Here is a 19252-nt window from a genome sequence, read left to right as displayed (position 1 = left end):
GGAGGACCAGTGAGTTTCGAAGTTGGCCGCCTCTCCGCTGCCCTGACGCTCGAGGGCGTCAGCGAGTTCCACTCCCAACTCGACGGCGTCGGCCGCCGTTTCCAGGAGGCCGGGCAGAAGGGCTCCGCTTTCGGCCAGGCGGGTGCGGCAGCGTTCCGAACCGCCGCCGGCGCCACCACCGGTCTCGTCACCGCGGCGGGCGCGTACCTGGCGATCCTCACGAAGACCGGCGTCGCCTACAACTCGATGCAGCAGAACTCCCGTGCAGCCCTCCGCGTGCTGCTGGGTGGTGCTGAGGCTGCGAACGAGCAGATGGGCAAGCTCGACGACTTCGCGAGGAACAGTCCGTTCTCGAAGGCCGTCTTCATCCAGGCGCAGCAGCAGCTCCTCGGCTTCGGCATGGAAGCCAAGCGGGTCATCCCGACCCTCGACTCAGTGCAGCAAGCCGTCGCAGCAATGGGCGGCAGCAACGAGCAGATCTCCGAAGTCGTCAACATCCTCGCCAACGTCCAATCGACCGGCAAGATCACCGCCGAGACCCTCAACCAGCTCGGCTACCGCGGTATCGACGCGGCCACCCTCATGGGTGACGCCATGGGCAAGACCGCCGCCCAGATGCGAGAGGACATCTCCGACGGCGCAATCGGCGGAGCCGAGGCGATCGACATTCTGGTCGACGCCATGCAGAACCGCTTCGGGGGCGCTGCTGACGGTGTGAAGGAGAACTGGGACGGCGCGGTCGACCGCATCAAGGCCGCCTCGCGTGACCTTGGCTCCCACATCGCGGAGCCGTTCGTGTCCGCCGAGGGTGGCGGCATGGCCGTGGACTGGGCGAACCAGGTCGCGAACGTGCTGCGCGCGATCGAGAAGCAGGCCGTCCCCGTCATGGGGATCCTGACGGACCGGTCGATGCCGTTCTTCGCGAATCTAACTCAGGGACTCGATTCGGCTCAGCAGTCGATCCAACGCTGGGACGCGTCCTCTCTGGAGGTGTCGCTCGACAAGCTCGCCAACCACGCCCCCGGCATCGCCGCGGTGGCTGGCGCAGTGCTGGCTGTCGGCACCCAGGTGGGGCCGCTCGCACAGGTGTTCAAGGTGCTCGGCTTGTCCGCGAACCCTGTCCTGGCCGCGTTTGTCGGTCTCGCTGCTGCCTCTCCGGAGGTGCGGTCGGCGTTGGGTGAGCTTCTCTCGGCAGGTAAGCCTCTGCTGCCTGTCCTAGGCGAAATCGCTACCCTGCTCTCAGGTTCTCTGAACTCAGCTTTGCCTCTCGTCGCCGGTGGCATCGACCTGCTAGTCGCGGTCCTCACCCCCCTGGTAAAGGCCTTCGCTGATATCCCGGCTCCGGTGCTGATCGGGGTCGCTGCGTTCCTTGCGATGCACCGCGCCGCTGGCCCCCTGGAAGGTTCGATTCGGGCAGTTGCTACCGGAATTCAGAACCTCGCGGCCCGAGGTGGAGTGACCGCCATCTCAGCAGCAGCCGACGGTGTCGGTGCGCTCGGGTATGCGGCTGGCGTGACTCGGGGCAGCGTGCTGCGACTCGGCGATGCGCTCAAGGCAGCATTCCTCTCAAACCCGATTGGTATAGCCCTCACCGTCGTCGCCTCTGCTGTGGCCGTCTGGGCGAACGCCAACGCCGCGGCACAGCAGAAGGTTGAGGAACACAAGAACCGCGTCGCCGACCTCAAGGGCACCCTCGACCAGACGACAGGATCCCTGACTGAGGCGTCTCGCGAAATGGTGGCCCAGTCCGCATCCAGCGAGGAGATCGCTGCGACGTTCAAGTCCGCGGGGGTCTCCCAGCAGTCCTTCGTCTCTGGACTCATGGACGGATCCAACGCGGCCAAGGTCTTCCGCAACGACCTCGTCGCCTCGGCGGCAGCGACCGCTGAGCAGGAGGGCAACGCCGGCAAGGCGAAGGAAGCCGCCGAAATGCTCGGCGTCTCCTACGAGACGCTGGTTGCCCACTCGCTCGGGTACAAGTCAGCCACCGCTGAGGTAAATGCTGCTCTCGACGAGACCGGCGGCAACTGGGCGAGCATGAACATGCGAGTCACTGGTGCGACTGACACTCTCAAGCTGTCGATTGGCCCGCACATGGACCTCGTCGCAGCCTACCGGGAGCAGCGTGCTGCGATTAAGGAAGCGCAGGCGGAGGCGGAGCGGCATCGTGACGCGATGCGGCAGGAAGCCGCAGCTATGTCGGATGCGGCTCGCAGCAACGCGCGCTTCAACGACGCACTGTCGGTTGCCCGCGACACCACGGCCGACGCTGAATCACGCGTGCGTGCTCTGAAGCAGGCGCTCGACGAGCTCAAGGGTGGGGCGATCTCCGCCGAAGAGGCTCAGATGAAGCTCTCCGAGACGAACCTGAACCTCGCCGAGGGTCTCGCCCAAACCGATGAGTCCGGGAAGAAGCTCTGGCAGTCCACGCTCGACGGTGCCGGAGCGATCGATGAGAGCTCGCGTGCGGGCCTGTCATTCATGCAGACCATGCAAGGTTCCCGAGACGCCATGCTCGACGCTGCTCGTGCCGCATCGGATAAGGCGCTTGCGGACGGTGACGTCGAGGGTGCGATGGCTGCAGCTGCTGAAGCTGGCGAAGGCTACATCAGCACGCTTCGGACAACGATGGAGGAGGCTGGCCTCACCAAGGGCCAGATCGATGGACTCATCGGCTCCTACCTCGACGTGCCCGACGTTGTCGCGACTCTGCTCACTGACAACGGGACGATCGATGAGGTCGACCAGCGTGCTCTCGCGCTCGCCCTGCAGCTTGACGGCATCCCTCCGGGGAAGTCGATCAGGGTGCAGGATCCCGGCAATCCTGAGGTCATCCAACGACTCCGGGACGCCGGCTACGCGGTCGAGAGGATCCCGGGCTCGAAGGACATCAAGGTCACCCAGACGGGCGCCTCCGAAGTCGAGAACGTGCTGAACAACCTGGCGCGGACTCGCGAGGCACTCATCAACGTCAAGGTGACCGGCTCCGGCGCGCAAGGAATCGCTGGTGCCGTCCGCTCTCGCAACGAGCAGGCCGGCGGCCTCTACTCGGGCGGAGTGAAGCAGTTCGCAGCCGGAGGCATGCCATCAGGCATGTACCAGGGCGTGAACGGTGGCATCTGGAAGCCAGGTGCTGACGGCACATTGCACAACTTCGCGGAGCTCCATCTGGGGGTTCCGTGGGAGGCGTACATCAGCGGGAAGCCGGAGTTCCGGGAACGGAACATCGGCCTCCTGTTTGAGGCTGCGCACAAGCTCGGTGCGATCGACCGGTTGCAGGCGCTCGCGTTCCGCAGCATCCCCGCGAACCAGGTGTACGGCACCCGGGCATTCGCTCGGGGTGACCTGCTGGCGAACCGCACCAGTGTTGCCACGGCACCCGCTCCGGCTCAGTCGGTGCAGGTGCGTCGTCGACGTCGGTCCTCTGCCCCGCTGGCGGAGAACCTCTACGTCGGTGTGGATGCGAAGTCGGAAGACCTGAAGAAGCTCGAGGTCGCTATCAAGCGTCGCGAGCGGGAAGGATAACGATGTTCGCACCCTGGCGGCTCTCCTACGAGGGAGTGAACTACGAGTTCGGCACCCTCGAACACGCGGTGCAGGTCATCTCCTGGGAGCAAGCGCCGGACAGCTATGAAGCTGACGACGACCTTGTTCCCGGGGGTGACCTCGTCTGGTTCGGTCAGGACACTGTCGAGCCAGGTGAGATCACCATCCAGGTGAAGATCGACTTCACTGATGCCCCGTACCCGCATGACGAGTGCGTCAGGTTAGCGATGGAGGCCAGGTCGGAGCTGCTGCGTGTGTGGCGCGCCGACCGGGTCCGTGCCGAGGCTGGTGCGCTCGCTGATCTCACGATCGGTGGCGAGTACGTCATCGAGGGTAGGCCGCGCCGTGCTGCCCCGGACGACGACCTGCAGAGCAGTGCCTTGCTCTATGTCGATCTGCCGTTCAAGCCCGCGCACACGGGCGCCTACCGTGCCGGGAACGGTGACGGCTGGCACTCCGCGACTCTCCGGCTTGTGCCTGCCCAGTCGGGTGGACTCATGGCACCGCTCATGGAGCCTCTACGCACTGCGGTGGAGTCCTCTCGCGCCTCCCCCATCTTGGTGGACGGGGACGCCCCAGTGAATGCGGTGTACGAGCTTCAGGGGCCGATCCAGTCCGGCGCGATCATCGAAGTGCCCCGCCGGTGGCGGCTCTATATGAACCGGGCGTTCGGCCCGTATGACCGGGCGACGGTCGATACCCGTCCTGGCCGCATGGCCACTTACTTGAATGACCGTCCGGCGCAGCTTCTGGACCCGCGTTCTTCTCTCATGGAGGAGTGCACGCTGCTGCCGGGTGACAACGTGGTCGCGCTTCGTGGCGCATCTATCGAGGGCACCGCCCAGGTGGATGTGCGGTGGCGCAACCGGAAGGGGGCTATCTAATGGCTCTGGAAGATCTCGAAGTCCAGCACTTCTTCATCGGCGGCGGCGCATGGCACTCGGCCGAGCAAGTCAGGCGTTTCGTGTATGGCGTGCAACAGGGCGCGGAAGGCGTCTGTGAGATCGGCGATCTCCGCGTGCTGCCGTACGCGACCCCGGGCGGGGGCGTGCGCGTCACCATCGGGTCCGCGTTCATCCGCTCCAACGCTGCCGGCGCGGTCCGAGAGATGTATTTCGGATCGGTGACCCGCCAGCAGGAAATCACCGTCCCCCCGAACAACACCTCTGAGGTTCGTTACGACCTAGTCGTAATGCGAGTGAAAGACCCGTACTGGCAAGGGTCCCCGTGGCCGGATCCCGGCGCGTCCCTCCCCACCCCTGAAGAGGAAGCGGACGCACGCGCGAACGCACAGTACATCGACGTGGAAGTCATCTCGGGTGTCCCCGCGGGTACAACGAAGCTGACCGACGTCCCGGGATATGAGAGCGAGACCGCCTACGTGCTCGCGCGGCTGCGGCTTCCTGCGATGACGGGGACGATCACTAACGAGAACGGCATGATCACCGATCTGCGTAAGGTGCATACGCCTCGTCGTGATACTGCTGTGTTCGCGCGTCCTCGAGTCGCTGGAGACAACATCGGTATGCAGATGTATCTCCGAGGGAAGCTCGAGGACGGCGGCGAGTATTTCCCTGGCGGTGGTGGTGCAGCCAACCAATTTGAAATAGAGATCCCGGATTATGCGACGCGAATGGTTGTGGAAGCGGACTGGTCGTCAATTTTCTACGCCGGCGGGCAGAACCCTTACGGGCGGTTCTGGATCGAGTACGGGGACGAGTCTCGCCCTCACACCTGGCCAAATAAGCAGCAGTACGAGTACGCGACACAGCAGTTCTCATTCAATGCGCCAGCAACTCCAGATGAGCGAACTGCCAGCTGGCTTGTCCGAGACGAAGTCCCAATTCCGGCGAAGTTCCGCGGGAAGACCATCACCTTCGTTTTCAAAGCAGGGCGACAGGACTCTGGCAGTGACACCGCTGTGTATATGAACGCATTGGGAGGTCTGAGCTGTCGCTTGACCTTCGCGGAGCGGGCGATCGGCTCTGATTTGCTCTAGAAGGAGGTCGACGTGACGTACCGGTATCTGGTGCAGCGGTTCGGGTCGAACGAGTGGCTGCACCTCAACCTCCCCTTAAAGAGTGACGGCCCGGACTTTGTGCACACCACGTACGAGCAGCTCACCGGCACACTCGCAAATGGCATTGCCCGGTCTATCGCGGATGATGGCCGCCGGCTGCTTGAGTCGTGGGGGACGTGGATCCATGTCGAAACCGAATCCGAGCGAGTCTGGACGGGCATCGTCGACGGCGTGCACGGGGAGGGTGCCGAGTTAACCGTCTCTGCGAGGGAGTGGCAGGGGTATCTGCACGATCTGATCTTCACGGGAAACCTGTGGGGTGAGGTCGCTGACCCTGCCGCTCTCGCCCGCTCCCTGTGGGGGCATGTCCAGTCGCATAAGCGTGGTGCTCTCGGTGTCACAGTGACCGGGTCAACCCCGGTGCGGGTGGGGTCGAAGTCCGAGACGGCGATGCTCACCGCGAAAGCGTCACGGGATAGCGCTAAGAAGACGTATGACGGGGCGGCGAAGCCTCGCAAGGCACTCGAAGCCCAGATCAAGCGCCTCTCAGCGCCGCACGACAAGGCGATCAAGGCGATGGAAAAGGCCCGCCAGCCAATCCAACGACAGCACGCTCTCCTCATCCGTCAGCGCCGCGACGACCCCACTTTGAAGTCGCTGAAGGCGACGTACGACAACCTGCGGAAGAACAAGGCTTCCTCGACGGCGATTGCGAACGCGAAGACCGCCTACGACAACCGCCGCACCTACTGGGCGAACCGAATCGACCCGGTGAAAGCCCAACTGGAACCGCACGATGTTGCGATCCGGACCCGGCGTGAAACTCGCGACGACATGCTGCTGCCGTACAAGGATGACCTCGCCGTGCTGAAGGAAGCCGAAGAACCAGTGAGGGCGGCATTCGATGCGGCCGAGGAACGGTATCGGACGGCGCAGGAAAAGGTTCGGGAAGACGGTGGCGCATACAAGGTGCTCGCCGCCGACTATCCGGATTCGTGGCGTGCACTCATGGATCTCGCACAGTCGACGCCGTTTGAGTTCACCACCCGAACTGAACGCACCCATGGTGCACCGAAGCTCACTCTGGAGATCCAGTATCCGCGGGTGGGGCGTGGCCGGGACGATCTGATCTTTGAGTCCGGTCGAAACATCGTCGGCAGGCCGCGGGTGACGATCCCGGAGGAGTACGCGTCAGAGGTGCTCGGATCTGGTGCGGGTGAGGGTGAGAAGTCTTTGACCGCGAACGCGGTCGTGGATGACCCCCGCATGTACCGCAACACCCTGTTCTCTGATCCGTCGATCACGAGTAAGTCGGTGCTGCAGGCGGCGACTCGTGCAGAGCTCAAGAGGCTTCGCCGCGCCTTGCTGGTGCCGGAGCTGGTGGTGCGGGAGCACCCGAACGCGGCGATTGGGGCGTGGGCTGCTGGGGACACGATCACGATACGTCTCCGTCAGGTCCCGCACTTCGGGTCGGTGACGGTGAAGCACCGCATTGTGTCCTGGCAGCGAGTCGGGACAGGCAAAGCAAGATTGAGATTGGAGCCGCATGTCTGACCAGCAAGCTATTGAGGCTCTCGCCGCACGTCTGGCACGCACGGAACGCACCCTGCAAGGGCTGATGCGGGTTCGGCAGGTGGAGCGCACGGTCATCTCTTCTGATGACGGTGATCGCGAACTCGGCGACGTTGTCGGCGAGCTGTCGGAAACCACCGAGACGGTGGGTGATCTGCGGGACGCTGCGCTCGACGAACGGGTCGGCCTGGATGCTGAGGATCTGGATCGCCTCAGGGAACAGAGCGAAGGCATCTCCGATGACGTTGCCGAGCACGGTACGTGGCTTGCCGAGCAAGAGGACGAGCTCCTCACTCAGCGGGAGTACATCGAGGACGTTGATGTAGTGGCTTCGCTGGCTTCTGATGCGGTGGATGAGGCTCAGGCGAAGGCTGATCAGGCAGCTCAGGCTGCTCTGGGAGCCGTGACTACAGCGCAGAATGCTGCGACCAAGGCACAGGAGGCTCTCGATGCGGCAGGCCGCTCGGTAACAGCCTCGGTCATCGAATATGCGGTCAGTGATTCGAAGGAGACTGCGCCGACTACAGGTTGGTCGACTGATGCGCCTGCCCCGGCTGAGGGCGAGTACGTGTGGATGCGCACGGTCGTCACCTATGCGGACGAAACCTCGGCGGTGTCGGATCCGGTGCTGATGTCGGGTGGCGGCTCCGGCGAAGTAGTCACGCTGCTAGGGGTCGTGACCTACTACGCGAACATGGTGATCCCTAATCAGCCTCCCATCCCGACGGAGAACCCTCCGGGGGATCCTTGGTATCCGCTCAAGACTCCGTACCAGACGGGGCGTCGCCTGTACGCGGCAGATCTGGCGGTGTACTCGGACGAGTCTTTCTCTTGGATGAACATCACGATCGTGCAGGAGTGGGAGTCCGCAGGTCAGGCGCTCGAAGCGGCGCAGCGTGCACAGTCCACGGCTGATGGGCGTAACCGCATCTTTGCGGGCGCAACAGAGCCGGTGGAAGACCCGGATGCTCCGTTCGTGGGCGGTGACCTTTGGTACCGCTCCGAGATCAGGGAGGGGCAGGAGGTCTTCGCTGGTGTTTCCATGTGGGACGGTGCGGAGTGGAAGGACTACCGGCTGATCGCTGACTCCGTACTCGTGCCGGGCAGTGTCGGGAACATCCTGATTGAGGACGGTGGGATCAGTGCCGAGAAGATCGCGGCGACTTTCTACTACGGGCGTGAGTTCTACGGTGGCCTCTTCGAGGGCGGTGAGTTCCGGCTCGATTCGGTCTCGTCCGTGACCGAGCTGTTGCATGATCCGTGTGAAACGTCTGGCGACTGGAAGGGTGCTACCGGGGCACCGCTGTCGGTATCGACGGCTCAGGCGCATGAAGGAACACGGTCCATCCTCGTGTCCAACACCGGCAGTCCTTCGTGGCGGTTCGCTGAACGGACCATCACGCCCGTGGATCTTCCGAGCGGTGGATATGTTGAAGCGTGGGTGTACGCGACGGTGGCGCAACGGCTCACCCTGTATCTGTTCTCAGACGAGGCGAACTACTCCCCCGCACTCGCGGTCGCTGATATCCCTGCCGGGGTGTGGACTGCGATCACCCTGAACGCATCGCCACGGTTGGGCGCGTCCCGGATCAAGCTAGAGGGGCCTCAAACGTCAGGATCTGTGTATCTCGACGATGTACGCGTGGTGAAGTACGACACCTTCGCCGGGATCGCAGGCATCACCCGTGATCAAAACTTGCGTGCGGTCATCTACTCAGCCGATCAGGGCTCGCAGCGTGTAGCCCGGTTCGTGCAGGGAGAGCTTGACATAAGTCAAGGGGCCACGAAGATCTACACGGATCACACGACAGATCCGTGGTTCGGGGCTGTCGCAACGCTTGGGATCATGGCCGAGGCCCGCCACCTCAAGATCACTTCGCGCGGCCTGTCCTCGAACAGTGAGATCCGTCTGCAGGGGTCGCGGGTCTATCTCGATTCGCCAGTGACCTTCGCCGGAGACACAGACGGTCCGACGCCCCTGCCCGGAACCCCGTCGGGCGCCTCCATTGGTACCGAGGGGGTCTCATACGAGATCAGATCCGGATGGGTGATCATCAAGTGCGATCTGACGGGAACCTTCACTCCGGGAACGTCGACCTACTGGAACGGAGTGCCAGCGTGGTTGTCGCCCGCAGAGCCGTCCCTGATCTTCGCGGCGTCCTATTTGGGGAGCGCTGCCGATGTTGCGTTCATTCGCCCGAACGGGACGATAGGTTTCGCGAACTCCTCCAACGCGAACCGCACCCGGTGCAGGTTCACACTCACCTACCCACTCAGGACGGAGTGAGCAATCGCGCTACTACACGGGGTACGAGACAACACCGGAGATCCATGACGGGGCCGTTCCGTCATAGTTGGGTCGGACATACACCGCACCGTTGGTGTGAATGAACATCGTTGCCACACGTCCCGCCGTCGCCTGCCCAACGAAGCGCGTGTGCTGAGTTGGCCTTGCGATCTCTGGCAGCCCACCAGCGGGGACGATGATCGACTCCGCCATTGGGAAAGACCCTGAGTTCACTTGCGCTCCGCCGCGGTAGTACACAATGCCGCCCTTGATGCGGTACTGAGCTTGCTGCGCTGTCCCCGCATGGAACCCCGAGTTATACGGCAGGTCTACCCACCCGTCTGTGTCTCCGGCGAAGGTCACTGGCGAATCGAGATAGACCCGCGACCCCTGCAGACGGATCTCACTGTTCGAGGACAGGCCGCGCGACGCTACTCGTTTCAGCCATATTCGTGAGCCCCTACTTCGGTGGGGGCTCACCCATTTCTAGAGGGAGGCACCTATGGCTTTTGACCTCACGCGCTACATCGCACAGGTGAAAGCGCGCTACATCGATGTTGATGGTGTTTTCGGCGCCCAATGCTGGGACCAGTGGAGCCACTACGCGCAGGCGCTCGGTGTTCCGGCGTGGCCGACCTACACGAACGCTGGCGGAACATCACCGCATGGTGGCTGGGCGTGCAACGTCTACCACAACGCTCGCAGCTCCGGTTTGACGGAGTGGTTCGAGATCCTGCCCGCCACTGCCACCCCCAGGGCTGGTGATGTCGCGTTCTGGGAGCTCGGCTCCGTGTGGTTCCCGCTCTCCCATGTCGCGACCGTGCTGAGCGTGCCGCGTGCGGGGATGCTGCGGTGCCTCACCCAGAACCCCGGCGCAGTCCAAATCAGTGACTTTGTGACCCGCGGCGTCATCGGCTACCTGCGCCCCAAGGCTGGCATCCGCTTCGGCGGCACTGTCAGCCGCACCACCAAGAAGTCCGTTTCGAAGCGAGGAGTTCGCACCATGATCATGATCTACACCGACGCATACGTGAAGGACGCGAGGCGCCCCGGTCGCCGCTGGGCGATCTTCGGGCCGGGTCTCTTTAAGGAGATTTACGACCAGAAGGAAGCGAACGACATCAAGGGCCAGCTCGGCGGTGGCCCGTCCGTGAAGGTCGACGGGCCGACCTACCGCGACTATCGCGCAGCCGCTCAGGCAGGCATGCGATGAGCCCGATCGCCGCGGCGCCAGTTGCCGCTGGCGTGGCACTGGCAATGGTCGGGGTGATCACCGCCGTGCACCTGCTCACGAGACGGAGGGACGATGAGTGATCCTTCTCCGCTCGCACAGGTCGATTGGGGTGCCACGATCCAGGCGCTCATCACTGGTGTGGTTGGCCTCACGGTCGGTGCGCTCACTGCGCGAGGGAAGCGCCGCGAGGACACGCAAACCCTGATCGACCAGCTCCAAGAGGAACGCTCCGCGTATGTGGAGCAGTTGCGCGAGGAGCGCGCCGCCGGAGATACCCGCCTGGATCGCATGTGGGTCGACAAGGCCGCCTCCCGCCAGCATGTCGCGGATCTCCGGTCGCACATCAACCAGGGCCTTGGCCCGCCCCCGCCGGGTCCGCCGGCGGGCTACATCGAGTAGGAGTGTTTCATGCCACAGACCAAGACTGACCGGAAGACCCAGGACCGGCGCACGGTGATCGCTGCGCTCGTCGCGGTGCTCGTTGCGCGCCTCGTCGCGCAGATCCCGATCCTTGCCGTCGCCCTCACTTGGGTCGACGAGCTCGTCGCGGAGGCCGGCGTCGTGTCGGTACCGGCGCTCGCGATCCTGCAGGCGCTCGTGATCGCCCTTGTGATCCTGCTCTACCAGCGGGTCGCGCAGTGGCTCGGCGATCGCTGGCCCTCCGTCGAGCGGCTCATGCTCGGGTCGGACGCCCGACCACACTACGTGCCGCGCTACGCCGCTGAATAGGCAAAACTAGTACGCCCCCTCCTGGCTTCGGCCAGGAGGGGGCGCTTTCTGTGTTTGCGGGGCGTTGTCTTGCCTCGTGGCTTATGCAATCATCTATTTACCGATAGGCCGGCGCCTTTGCCTTTCCAATTCCCCGTTAGAGTTGTCGGCCTATCGGCGCATTGCTCTCACGAGATTTCCGAGTCGTCTGCGGTCTTATAAAGAGAGCAAGTAGATCCCCGTGCTGGCCATAGCGGATTGTGGGATCATGGAAAATATGGGCTATCTGGTCTACGGCAACGATGCTTATGAATTCGATGATAGAGAGCTTGCGCACATCAAAGCTGCGATGGTCCGGAAGCTACGTAAGCATGAATCGTTCCTGTTGTCCTGGGGCATCCCGGCCACTCAGGGTTCAGGGAGGGTTTCGCTGTGGATGCATCCAGGGCTCCCGGTCACGTTCAGCTTCTCAGGTGGGCGTCCGCCACGTTTGGATCCGGCCTGGGTGCATTTGCTTGAGCGGCTCTCTCAAACTCCTCACGGATTGACCGTGCTGAGTGAGAAGGAAGCGAAAGCGCACCCTGATTACAAGCGATAGAAAAGTAGGGAAACGAAAGTAACTGCTTCTTTTCAACGCACCACTCACCGCGCACTAGAGCCGTGAGACTGAGGTGCGCGGGGCGTTCTCGTCATTTCCGGGGTGCAGACAGTGGCCGAGGTGCTACGCTTCGCGTTCTTTCTCTTGCTCATCGAGATCTCGCTTGATCTCTATATCTCGTCGGAGCTGGGTTGCTTCAGTCGGCTGGTAGGAGTGGCCCGTGCCTGCTACTTCCTTATCCCACCTAGCTTTTCGGGCCGCTGCGGCGCGTTTCTCAGATGCTTTCGTCATATCTGCACCGTATCCCGCACAGATGTGAGGCGCACAGGGTCGGTTGGGACGCACTCATGTCTCGCGCGACGCGGTCCAGGTCACCCGCCGGTGAGCGCCTCGCACGGCTGCACTGGGTCCCGCCTGCTCGGGAGGAGCCTCACCCCGCATTCGCATCCCCACCAGCGGGGTGCGGGCTGCATTTGGTGAAGATCACACGCGGGGCATGACGGGATCTGAGGGTCGCAGTCCTCCAGCATGGCGTCGCAGATGTACTGGGGTGCCTGGTCGTTCATGGGGTCACACTACGCAGCTGTGGGTACCCACCGCACCTGAGCGGGCGTACCCTGTGGGCATGTGCGGAAGAGTCGTTGTGGACTATGACGAGATGATGCCGGTCGCTGCGGACACGGAGTTGGCGTCGTGGATGCGTGAGCGACCGAAGGGTGCGGAGTCGTCATGGAATCTGAAGCCGACGCAGCAGCTGCCGACTGTGTTCACGGACCATAAGAGCGGTGAGCACCGGTTCGAGACGGCGTATTGGTCGCTGGTGCCGATCTGGTCGAAGGAACTCAAGACGAAGTTTCCGACGTTCAACGCGCGCTCCGAGACGGTTACGGAGAAAGCGTCATTTAAGAATCAGGTGAAGAGCCGCCGCTGCATCGTTCCCGTGTCCGGGTTCTATGAGTGGACGGGACCGAAGGGGAAGCGCACACCGCACGCGATCTTCGGGCCTGCACCGATCCTCCCCATGGCGGGTCTGTACTCGTGGTGGCACGAACCCGGCGCTGGTGACGATGAGGGTTGGCATCTCACTGCGACGATTCTCACCCGAGCATCAGCCGGTGTCATGGAGCCGCTGCACGACCGCATGCCGGTGTTCATGACCGATGAGCTGCTGCATGACTGGCTCGACCCCGAAACCGAAGGCGACCAGCTACTTGTCGACGCCGTATCCGAAGCATCTATCTCGGTGAGTGAACAGATTAGGGAGTGGGCGGTGAACCCTTTGCGGGGTGACGGGCCCGAGCTTCTCGACCCCGCGTAGCTACTCTGTGTCGAGTGGGACGTGCGGTGCACCGTCTATCGTCTCCTGCGGAATGTACCCCTGCTTCGTGGGTGGCCGGTGGCTCTCCCGCCCGGTTCTGATGCCCGAGGACTCCCACAGGACAGAACCGTTCGCTTCCTCAATGGAGTCGTACATTGCGATGAGACGCCACCTATGAGGATCAGGATGCCACGTCAGTACGAGGTACTTCGCGATCTCGTTGCGGTCGGTGATACGACGGATCATCGCTGCGGGCTGATCACGCCGGTAGCGCAGCACAGCCCAAAGGTCTTGTTCGATCATGATGTAGGGCATCCGATCCCGAGCTTGCGCTGCTTCGCGTTCCCCACGGCGCATTAGAGCATCCTCACGAGCGCGCGTTTCTTGATCCAGTACGCCGGCGTTTCGATCTCTCCGTCCTCGTACTGTTGCTCAAGTTCGGTGATCGATTCCAGGATCTGCTTTTGACGCTCGACCGATGTCGCATGGACGATGGCGTTTGACTCTCTGATTCTCACCGGAGCATCCTCCTGAGTGAGTGCATCCGAAAGTAGTAGGTGGCGTGGTCTATTTCACCGGCCTGGAGTTCGGCTTCAAGGTCTCGGATTGCCTCGATCACCATGTCCCGGAAGTAGTTGGGTGAGGTTGGCACGATCGACGACTGTTCGCGTATCCGCACGGCATCCTCCATTCGAACGTATGTTCGATGAAGGGTACGCCGCAGAGCTGACATTCACCACTCGGCAAGGCGTGTCGCCACATCTTGGTCAGTGCGTAGAGCAGTTCGAGCTACCCGCATTCCCAGGGCTTGAGCGGGTCACGCACACGCGGCACGAGCGTGACCCCGCATTCGCAGACCCACCACCGCTCTACTGGCGCCATAGGGTGCAGGTGACAGGCTGGGCATGACGGCAGGTCGGGGTCGCAGTCCCCGTCGCAAATGTAATGCGGCATCGCTTGAGGTCAACACTCACACATGCGGTTATGGCGAAGTCATCACAATCGCGTACTCCGCGGTCACGGCCCCGCGTTCCTCCTCGCGCAGATGCTCGAGCGCTCGCTCGGTTCTTGCCCAGCGTGTCCGCACGCGCTTCAGCGGGCGCCGCGGACGCCAAGAGGCGTGCACCCACATCTTCGCGTCTGCTGGCTCGTCCGCCGTCCGACCTCCCATAACCGGAACTGTCTCGTACCCCGAGGCCTCGGAACAGTTGACCTCACCGTCTGGAGATGCGTCGGCGAGACGGGACGCATCGGAAGTGAGCGGGGTGACCTGGGCGACCATATTCGTTCCTTTCATCTGGCACGGCTCCGGCGAGCACCGGTGTCGTCCATCTTGAGTCGCAGCGGCTGCCTTATGTGGCGCTTCGGCGCCTCCGGGAGAGATTCGGGCGCAGGATCCCCTTGTGAGGCGCCATGCAATATGGCCATGAGCGCCTGCACGAACCGGACGGTGAGGATGGTGAGGACATTGACACTGGTAAAGATGCAGCGGCATCATGAGCGCGGCACAGCGCCTCAGCAGAACCACAACAACACCGAAGAACTCACATGATCGGCTGCAGCATCGACAGCAGCACTGGCAGCACGCCGAGCACGATGAACGACGGGAGCGCGCAGACGCCGAGCGGAATGAGCACCCGCACTCCCAATCGCTCGGCTCCGCTCTCGAGTTCGGACCGGGCCCGCATGTGCGCAGCCTCCGCCTCTTCGAGCAGCAAAGCGCCGAGTGGCACCCCGTGAGCCAACGCGGTCGATACCGCGCGCTCCAAAGCCCCGCCTCGTCGCAGCACCTCGAAGTCGACCCACTCCGCACCGACCAGGTCGACGCAGTCGGCGATGCGACGCAGGGCCGACTGCGTCGAGGCCCCACCGCCGAGACTCACCCAGAGCAGGATGAACTCGAGCCCGGCCACACGGTCTTCCCGCTGCACCGCTCCCGTGAGCTTCGAGGCCCACCAGATGCCCAGCACCAGCAGCAGGATGCCGACGGCGACCAGCACGAGTCCGAGCGGTGTGAACAGCATCCCCAGTGGATCAAAGCCGACCAACCACCCGAACCCAACCGCGAGTATCGGGAGCGCGGCGACCAGTTTTACAGTTGCTCGAGGGCCCGCGAGCAAGACTCCTCGCCGCTCGCGCAGCTCCGTCAGGGAACGCAGACACCTGGCATATCGCTCGAGCGCATCCGCAAGCGGCCCGCCGCTCTGCTCGGCGAGCAACCAGATTGCTCCGAACGCTCGCCATTCGGGCGCCGCGAGCGAACGCAGCACCTCGGCGAGCGGGTCGCCACGAGTCGTGGCACCGGCCATCACCGAAAGGTCCTTGTGCTCCGGATGCTCAGCGGAGAGCTGTGCGAACACCCTGGCTCGCGACACTCCAGCCCTGAGCATCACGGCGATACTCGAGACCGCAGACTCTGCTGATGCGCCGTCCGGGTCGCGACGAGCAGAAGTCCGCCGGCGGAGCATACCTGCGTTCGCGCTGCTCACCTCATCGGTTCCAAACCGAGACCTCCATCCGAGCGCAGCACGAAACCCGCGATGTCGGCGATCCGATGCTTCCCGCGGCGTCGCTCGAGATGCACCACGGCATGCAGACCGGAAACCGCCTGCCGAGCAAGCGCGTCGGGGGCCAGTCCTGCGAGCATGCCGAGCGCCTCCAGCCGCGTCGGCACGTCTACGATTCGGCTCGCGTGCAGCGTTCCGGCTCCGCCGTCATGCCCTGTGTTGAGCGCGGCGAGCAGCGTAACCACTTCGGGGCCACGGCACTCCCCCAGCACGATCCGGTCAGGGCGCATTCGCAGCGACTCTCGCAACAGGCGGTCGAGGGTGATCTCGCCCGCCCCTTCCGTATTCGCCTGGCGGGCCTCGAGCGACACGGTGTGGCGGTGCCTCAGGCGGAGCTCTGCGACATCTTCAATGGTGAGGATCCGCTCGGTGTCAGGTGCCAGGTCAAGCAGGGCGGCGAGCACCGTCGTCTTCCCGGTTCCTGTACCTCCGCTCAGCAACAGGTTGCGCCGCTCTGCCATTGCAGTACACAGCCAGTCGGCACGCTCATCATCGCAGAGTCCTGCGGCGACGAGATCGCTGAACGCGGGACGCTGGAGCCCCGGCACCCGAATCGACACCGCAGTGCCCGACACCGACAGCGGCGGCAGCACTGCGTGCACGCGGATCCCATCTCCGAGCCGTACATCGGCGCAGGGGTGCAGTTCATCGATGTGCCGGCCACCGGCCGAGACCAACGCGACTGCGAGTCGACGCAGTGCTGCAGGAGAGGCCTGCCAACCTTCGATGAGTTCGAGAGCCCCGCTCCGGTCAATCCAGAGCCTCGCGACTCCATCCTCCACCTGCAGCAGGATGTCCCGGAGGTTCGGAAGGTCCAGCAGGGGTAGCAACCCGCCGAGCGCCCGTCGAGCCTCAATCGGCAGCACAGCTGAGCGCAACGACCCAGCGGCGCGCAACGGCGCAACGGACCGTGACGGCACAGTAGGGCGCGGCCCCGCAGCCCGCGGCAGCGCAACGGGCCAAGATGGCGCAGCGGACCGCGACGACGCTGGCCCGCTGTGCAGCACTGTCCGTATTGGTTGGAGCAGGGACATGTTCTCAGCGAAGCATTTCCGCCCGGCGTATGGGTGCTCTGCACAGTACTGAGGCGGCATCGATCCTGTTTCGGCTGTGAATGCCTGCTGTGAGGCGCGACCCAATGCGCCCGAGCCGGCCCCTGATTACGCCGACGCCCCAGTCCCTGAATCACACCGTCGACCCGACCGACGACCTGGCGCCCGGCCCTCACGCACATTCGCCCCGACGCCCGCACCGTGGAACCTGCCGTGACGCTCGTGCACTCCCGTGTCCCGTTTGCCTGCGCCCGTCCAATCTTCTACGCTGACTTTCATCCAGGCGACGGAGCTCGCACCGCGAAACTGTTAAGGATAACGACGTCCATGAGTGATCAGCAGGGCACGATCGAAAGTCATCCGCTCGAGTCGGAGACGTACCCTCCGACACCGGAATTCGCGGCGCAGGCGAACCGTCATGACCGGGCGATCTATTGGCAGGCGGCGGAAGATCCCGAAGCGTACTGGGCCGATCAAGCGCGCACGCTGAACTGGACGAAACCGTTCACCGAGATTCTCGACTGGTCGAACCCGCCGTTCGCGAAGTGGTTCGCCGATGGCGAGCTCAACGTCACGGCGAACTGCCTCGACCGGCACGTCGCCGCGGGCCTCGGCGACCGCGTCGCGCTGCACTTCGAGGGCGAGCCCGGTGATACCCGCACGATCACGTACGCGGAGCTCACCGCCGAGGTGAAGCGGGCAGCGAACATGCTCACCGCGCTCGGTGTGGGGCAGGGCGACCGCGTCGCAATTTACATGCCGATGATCCCCGAGACGATCATCGCGATGCTCGCCGTCGCACGCCTCGGCGCTGCCCACTCGGTCGTGTTCGGCGGGTTCAGTGCCGAAAGCCTGCGCGCCCGAATCGACGACGCCGAAGCCGAGCTCGTCATCACCGCAGACGGCGGATACCGCAAGGGACGCGCCTCCGCCCTCAAACCGGCTGTCGATGATGCGCTCGCCCTCGAGACGGGCACGAATAGCGTCAAGCGGGTGCTGGTCGTGCAGCGCACCGGAAACGATATCGAGATGGTCGAGGGTCGCGACCTGTGGTGGCACGAAGAGATCGTCTCGTTCGATGCTGAGCACACTCCGAAGGGATTTCCCGCTGAGAGTCCACTGTTCATCCTGTACACCTCGGGCACGACCGGGAAGCCGAAGGGTATTCTGCACACCGCTGGTGGGTATCTCACCCAGGTGGCGGCCACGCATCGCGACATCTTCGATCTCAAAGCGGCCAGTGACGTGTACTGGTGCACGGCCGATATCGGGTGGATCACGGGGCACAGCTACGTCGTCTACGGTCCGCTCGCGAACGCGGCGACGCAGGTCATCTACGAGGGCACCCCTGATACTCCGGATTGGGGTCGCTGGTGGCAGATCGTTGAGAAGTACCAGGTCTCGATCCTGTACACGGCACCCACCGCGATCCGCGCCTGCATGAAGGTCGGTCGTCAGGTGCCGGGACAGTACGACCTGTCCTCGATTCGTCTGCTCGGCAGCGTGGGTGAGCCGATCAACCCTGAGGCATGGCGTTGGTACCGTGACGTGATCGGCGGCGGTACGGCCCCGATTGTCGATACCTGGTGGCAGACCGAGACCGGTGCGATCATGATCTCCCCTCTGCCGGGTCTGACCGCGCTGAAGCCCGGCAGTGCGCAGGTGCCGCAGCCCGGTATCGATGTCAATGTGGTTGATGATGACGGCAACCGGGTGGATCGCGGTCATGGTGGTCTGCTCACGATTCGGCGCCCGTGGCCGTCAATGGTCCGCACGATCTGGCGTGACGATCAACGCTTCATCGACACCTACTGGGCCAAGTTCGGTGACCAGTACTTCGCGGGTGACGGGGCGCGTGTGGATGACGACGGTGATATCTGGTTGCTCGGTCGCGTCGACGACGTCATGAACGTGTCGGGTCACCGCCTGTCGACCGCGGAGATCGAGAGCTCGCTGGTAGCGCATCACGCGGTCGCCGAGGCCGCGGTGGTCGGCGCGGACGATGAGACCACGGGTCAGGCGGTCGTCGCGTTCGTGATCCTGAAGTCTCAGCAGCAGGCTCTGACCGCGGATACCGCGGAACCAGAGCTGAAGAAGCATGTGGCCGGCCAGATCGGAGCGATCGCGCGGCCGCGTGAGATCTTCGTCGTGAACGAGTTGCCGAAGACCCGCTCGGGCAAGATCATGCGGCGACTGCTCAAAGACGCGGCCGAGGGGCGCGAGATCGGCGACACGACCACCCTCGCAGACACAGCAGTGATGCAGTCGATCGCGAACCGCATGCGCTGAAACTTCGCCCGTACGCAGCAGTCGGGGCGGGAATCGGAGAGCTATTCAGCTCTCGATTCCC

At 63.7% G+C, this 19252-nt stretch carries 16 protein-coding genes; 11 read left to right on the top strand and 5 right to left on the bottom strand.

The window, feature by feature from the left end; translation table 11 throughout:
- The first annotated feature begins 9 nt into the window (after window positions 1-9).
- The 10 genes from ACUYV6_RS07240 to ACUYV6_RS07195 all read left to right on the top strand — a co-directional run bounded on the left by ACUYV6_RS07240 (window position 10) and on the right by ACUYV6_RS07195 (window position 13283).
- Entirely contained in the window at window positions 10-3525 is a 3516-nt protein-coding gene (locus ACUYV6_RS07240) for a tape measure protein (protein ID WP_449277992.1), read from the top strand.
- 2 nt (window positions 3526-3527) lie between these two features.
- Window positions 3528-4430, top strand: coding sequence for a hypothetical protein (locus ACUYV6_RS07235; protein WP_449277991.1), 903 nt, complete (start codon window positions 3528-3530; stop codon window positions 4428-4430).
- Window positions 4403-5545, top strand: coding sequence for a hypothetical protein (locus ACUYV6_RS07230; protein WP_449277990.1), 1143 nt, complete (start codon window positions 4403-4405; stop codon window positions 5543-5545). Before ACUYV6_RS07235 ends, ACUYV6_RS07230 begins: the two co-directional genes overlap by 28 nt.
- Before the next feature lie 12 nt (window positions 5546-5557).
- Window positions 5558-7120 carry a hypothetical protein gene (locus ACUYV6_RS07225; protein WP_449277989.1) on the top strand — a complete coding sequence of 521 codons (1563 nt, stop codon included), beginning with the start codon at window positions 5558-5560 and terminating at the stop codon, window positions 7118-7120.
- Complete coding sequence (locus ACUYV6_RS07220) at window positions 7113-9425, top strand: hypothetical protein (protein ID WP_449277988.1); 2313 nt, start codon at window positions 7113-7115, stop codon at window positions 9423-9425. Before ACUYV6_RS07225 ends, ACUYV6_RS07220 begins: the two co-directional genes overlap by 8 nt.
- 502 nt (window positions 9426-9927) lie before the next feature.
- Window positions 9928-10638 (top strand): hypothetical protein, encoded by a 711-nt coding sequence (locus tag ACUYV6_RS07215; RefSeq protein ID WP_449277987.1) that lies wholly within the window; start codon window positions 9928-9930, stop codon window positions 10636-10638.
- Window positions 10639-10731: 93 nt separating this feature from the next.
- Window positions 10732-11058 carry a hypothetical protein gene (locus ACUYV6_RS07210; RefSeq protein ID WP_449277986.1) on the top strand — a complete coding sequence of 109 codons (327 nt, stop codon included), beginning with the start codon at window positions 10732-10734 and terminating at the stop codon, window positions 11056-11058.
- 9 nt (window positions 11059-11067) lie between these two features.
- Entirely contained in the window at window positions 11068-11388 is a 321-nt protein-coding gene (locus tag ACUYV6_RS07205; RefSeq protein WP_449277985.1) for a hypothetical protein, read from the top strand.
- Between the two features lie 247 nt (window positions 11389-11635).
- Window positions 11636-11965: a DUF7882 family protein gene (locus ACUYV6_RS07200; protein WP_449277984.1), complete on the top strand. Its 330-nt coding sequence runs from the start codon at window positions 11636-11638 to the stop codon at window positions 11963-11965.
- Window positions 11966-12590: 625 nt separating this feature from the next.
- Window positions 12591-13283, top strand: a complete 693-nt coding sequence (locus ACUYV6_RS07195) for an SOS response-associated peptidase (RefSeq protein ID WP_449277983.1) — start codon at window positions 12591-12593, stop codon at window positions 13281-13283.
- Here the strand turns inward: ACUYV6_RS07195 and ACUYV6_RS07190 are convergent, their stop codons facing one another.
- From ACUYV6_RS07190 to ACUYV6_RS07170, 5 genes are all read right to left on the bottom strand, one after another.
- Window positions 13284-13640, bottom strand: a complete 357-nt coding sequence (locus ACUYV6_RS07190; protein WP_449277982.1) for a hypothetical protein — start codon at window positions 13638-13640, stop codon at window positions 13284-13286.
- Complete coding sequence (locus ACUYV6_RS07185; RefSeq protein WP_449277981.1) at window positions 13640-13801, bottom strand: hypothetical protein; 162 nt, start codon at window positions 13799-13801, stop codon at window positions 13640-13642. Before ACUYV6_RS07185 ends, ACUYV6_RS07190 begins: the two co-directional genes overlap by 1 nt.
- A gap of 464 nt (window positions 13802-14265) precedes the next feature.
- Entirely contained in the window at window positions 14266-14580 is a 315-nt protein-coding gene (locus ACUYV6_RS07180; RefSeq protein ID WP_449277980.1) for a hypothetical protein, read from the bottom strand.
- A 247-nt stretch (window positions 14581-14827) separates the two neighbouring features.
- Entirely contained in the window at window positions 14828-15751 is a 924-nt protein-coding gene (locus tag ACUYV6_RS07175; protein WP_449278232.1) for a type II secretion system F family protein, read from the bottom strand.
- A 17-nt stretch (window positions 15752-15768) separates the two neighbouring features.
- On the bottom strand, window positions 15769-16632 hold the full coding sequence (locus ACUYV6_RS07170; protein WP_449277979.1) for a CpaF family protein: 864 nt from the start codon (window positions 16630-16632) through the stop codon (window positions 15769-15771).
- Between the two features lie 597 nt (window positions 16633-17229).
- Between ACUYV6_RS07170 and acs the strand changes: the two genes are divergently transcribed.
- Entirely contained in the window at window positions 17230-19191 is a 1962-nt protein-coding gene (gene acs, locus ACUYV6_RS07165) for an acetate--CoA ligase (RefSeq protein ID WP_449277978.1), read from the top strand.
- Window positions 19192-19252 lie beyond the last annotated feature (61 nt).

The sequence above is a fragment of the Leucobacter sp. GX24907 genome (genome assembly GCF_053567335.1).
Note: the sequence above shows the minus strand (reverse complement) of the source record. Positions and strands in the feature narration are given on the sequence as shown.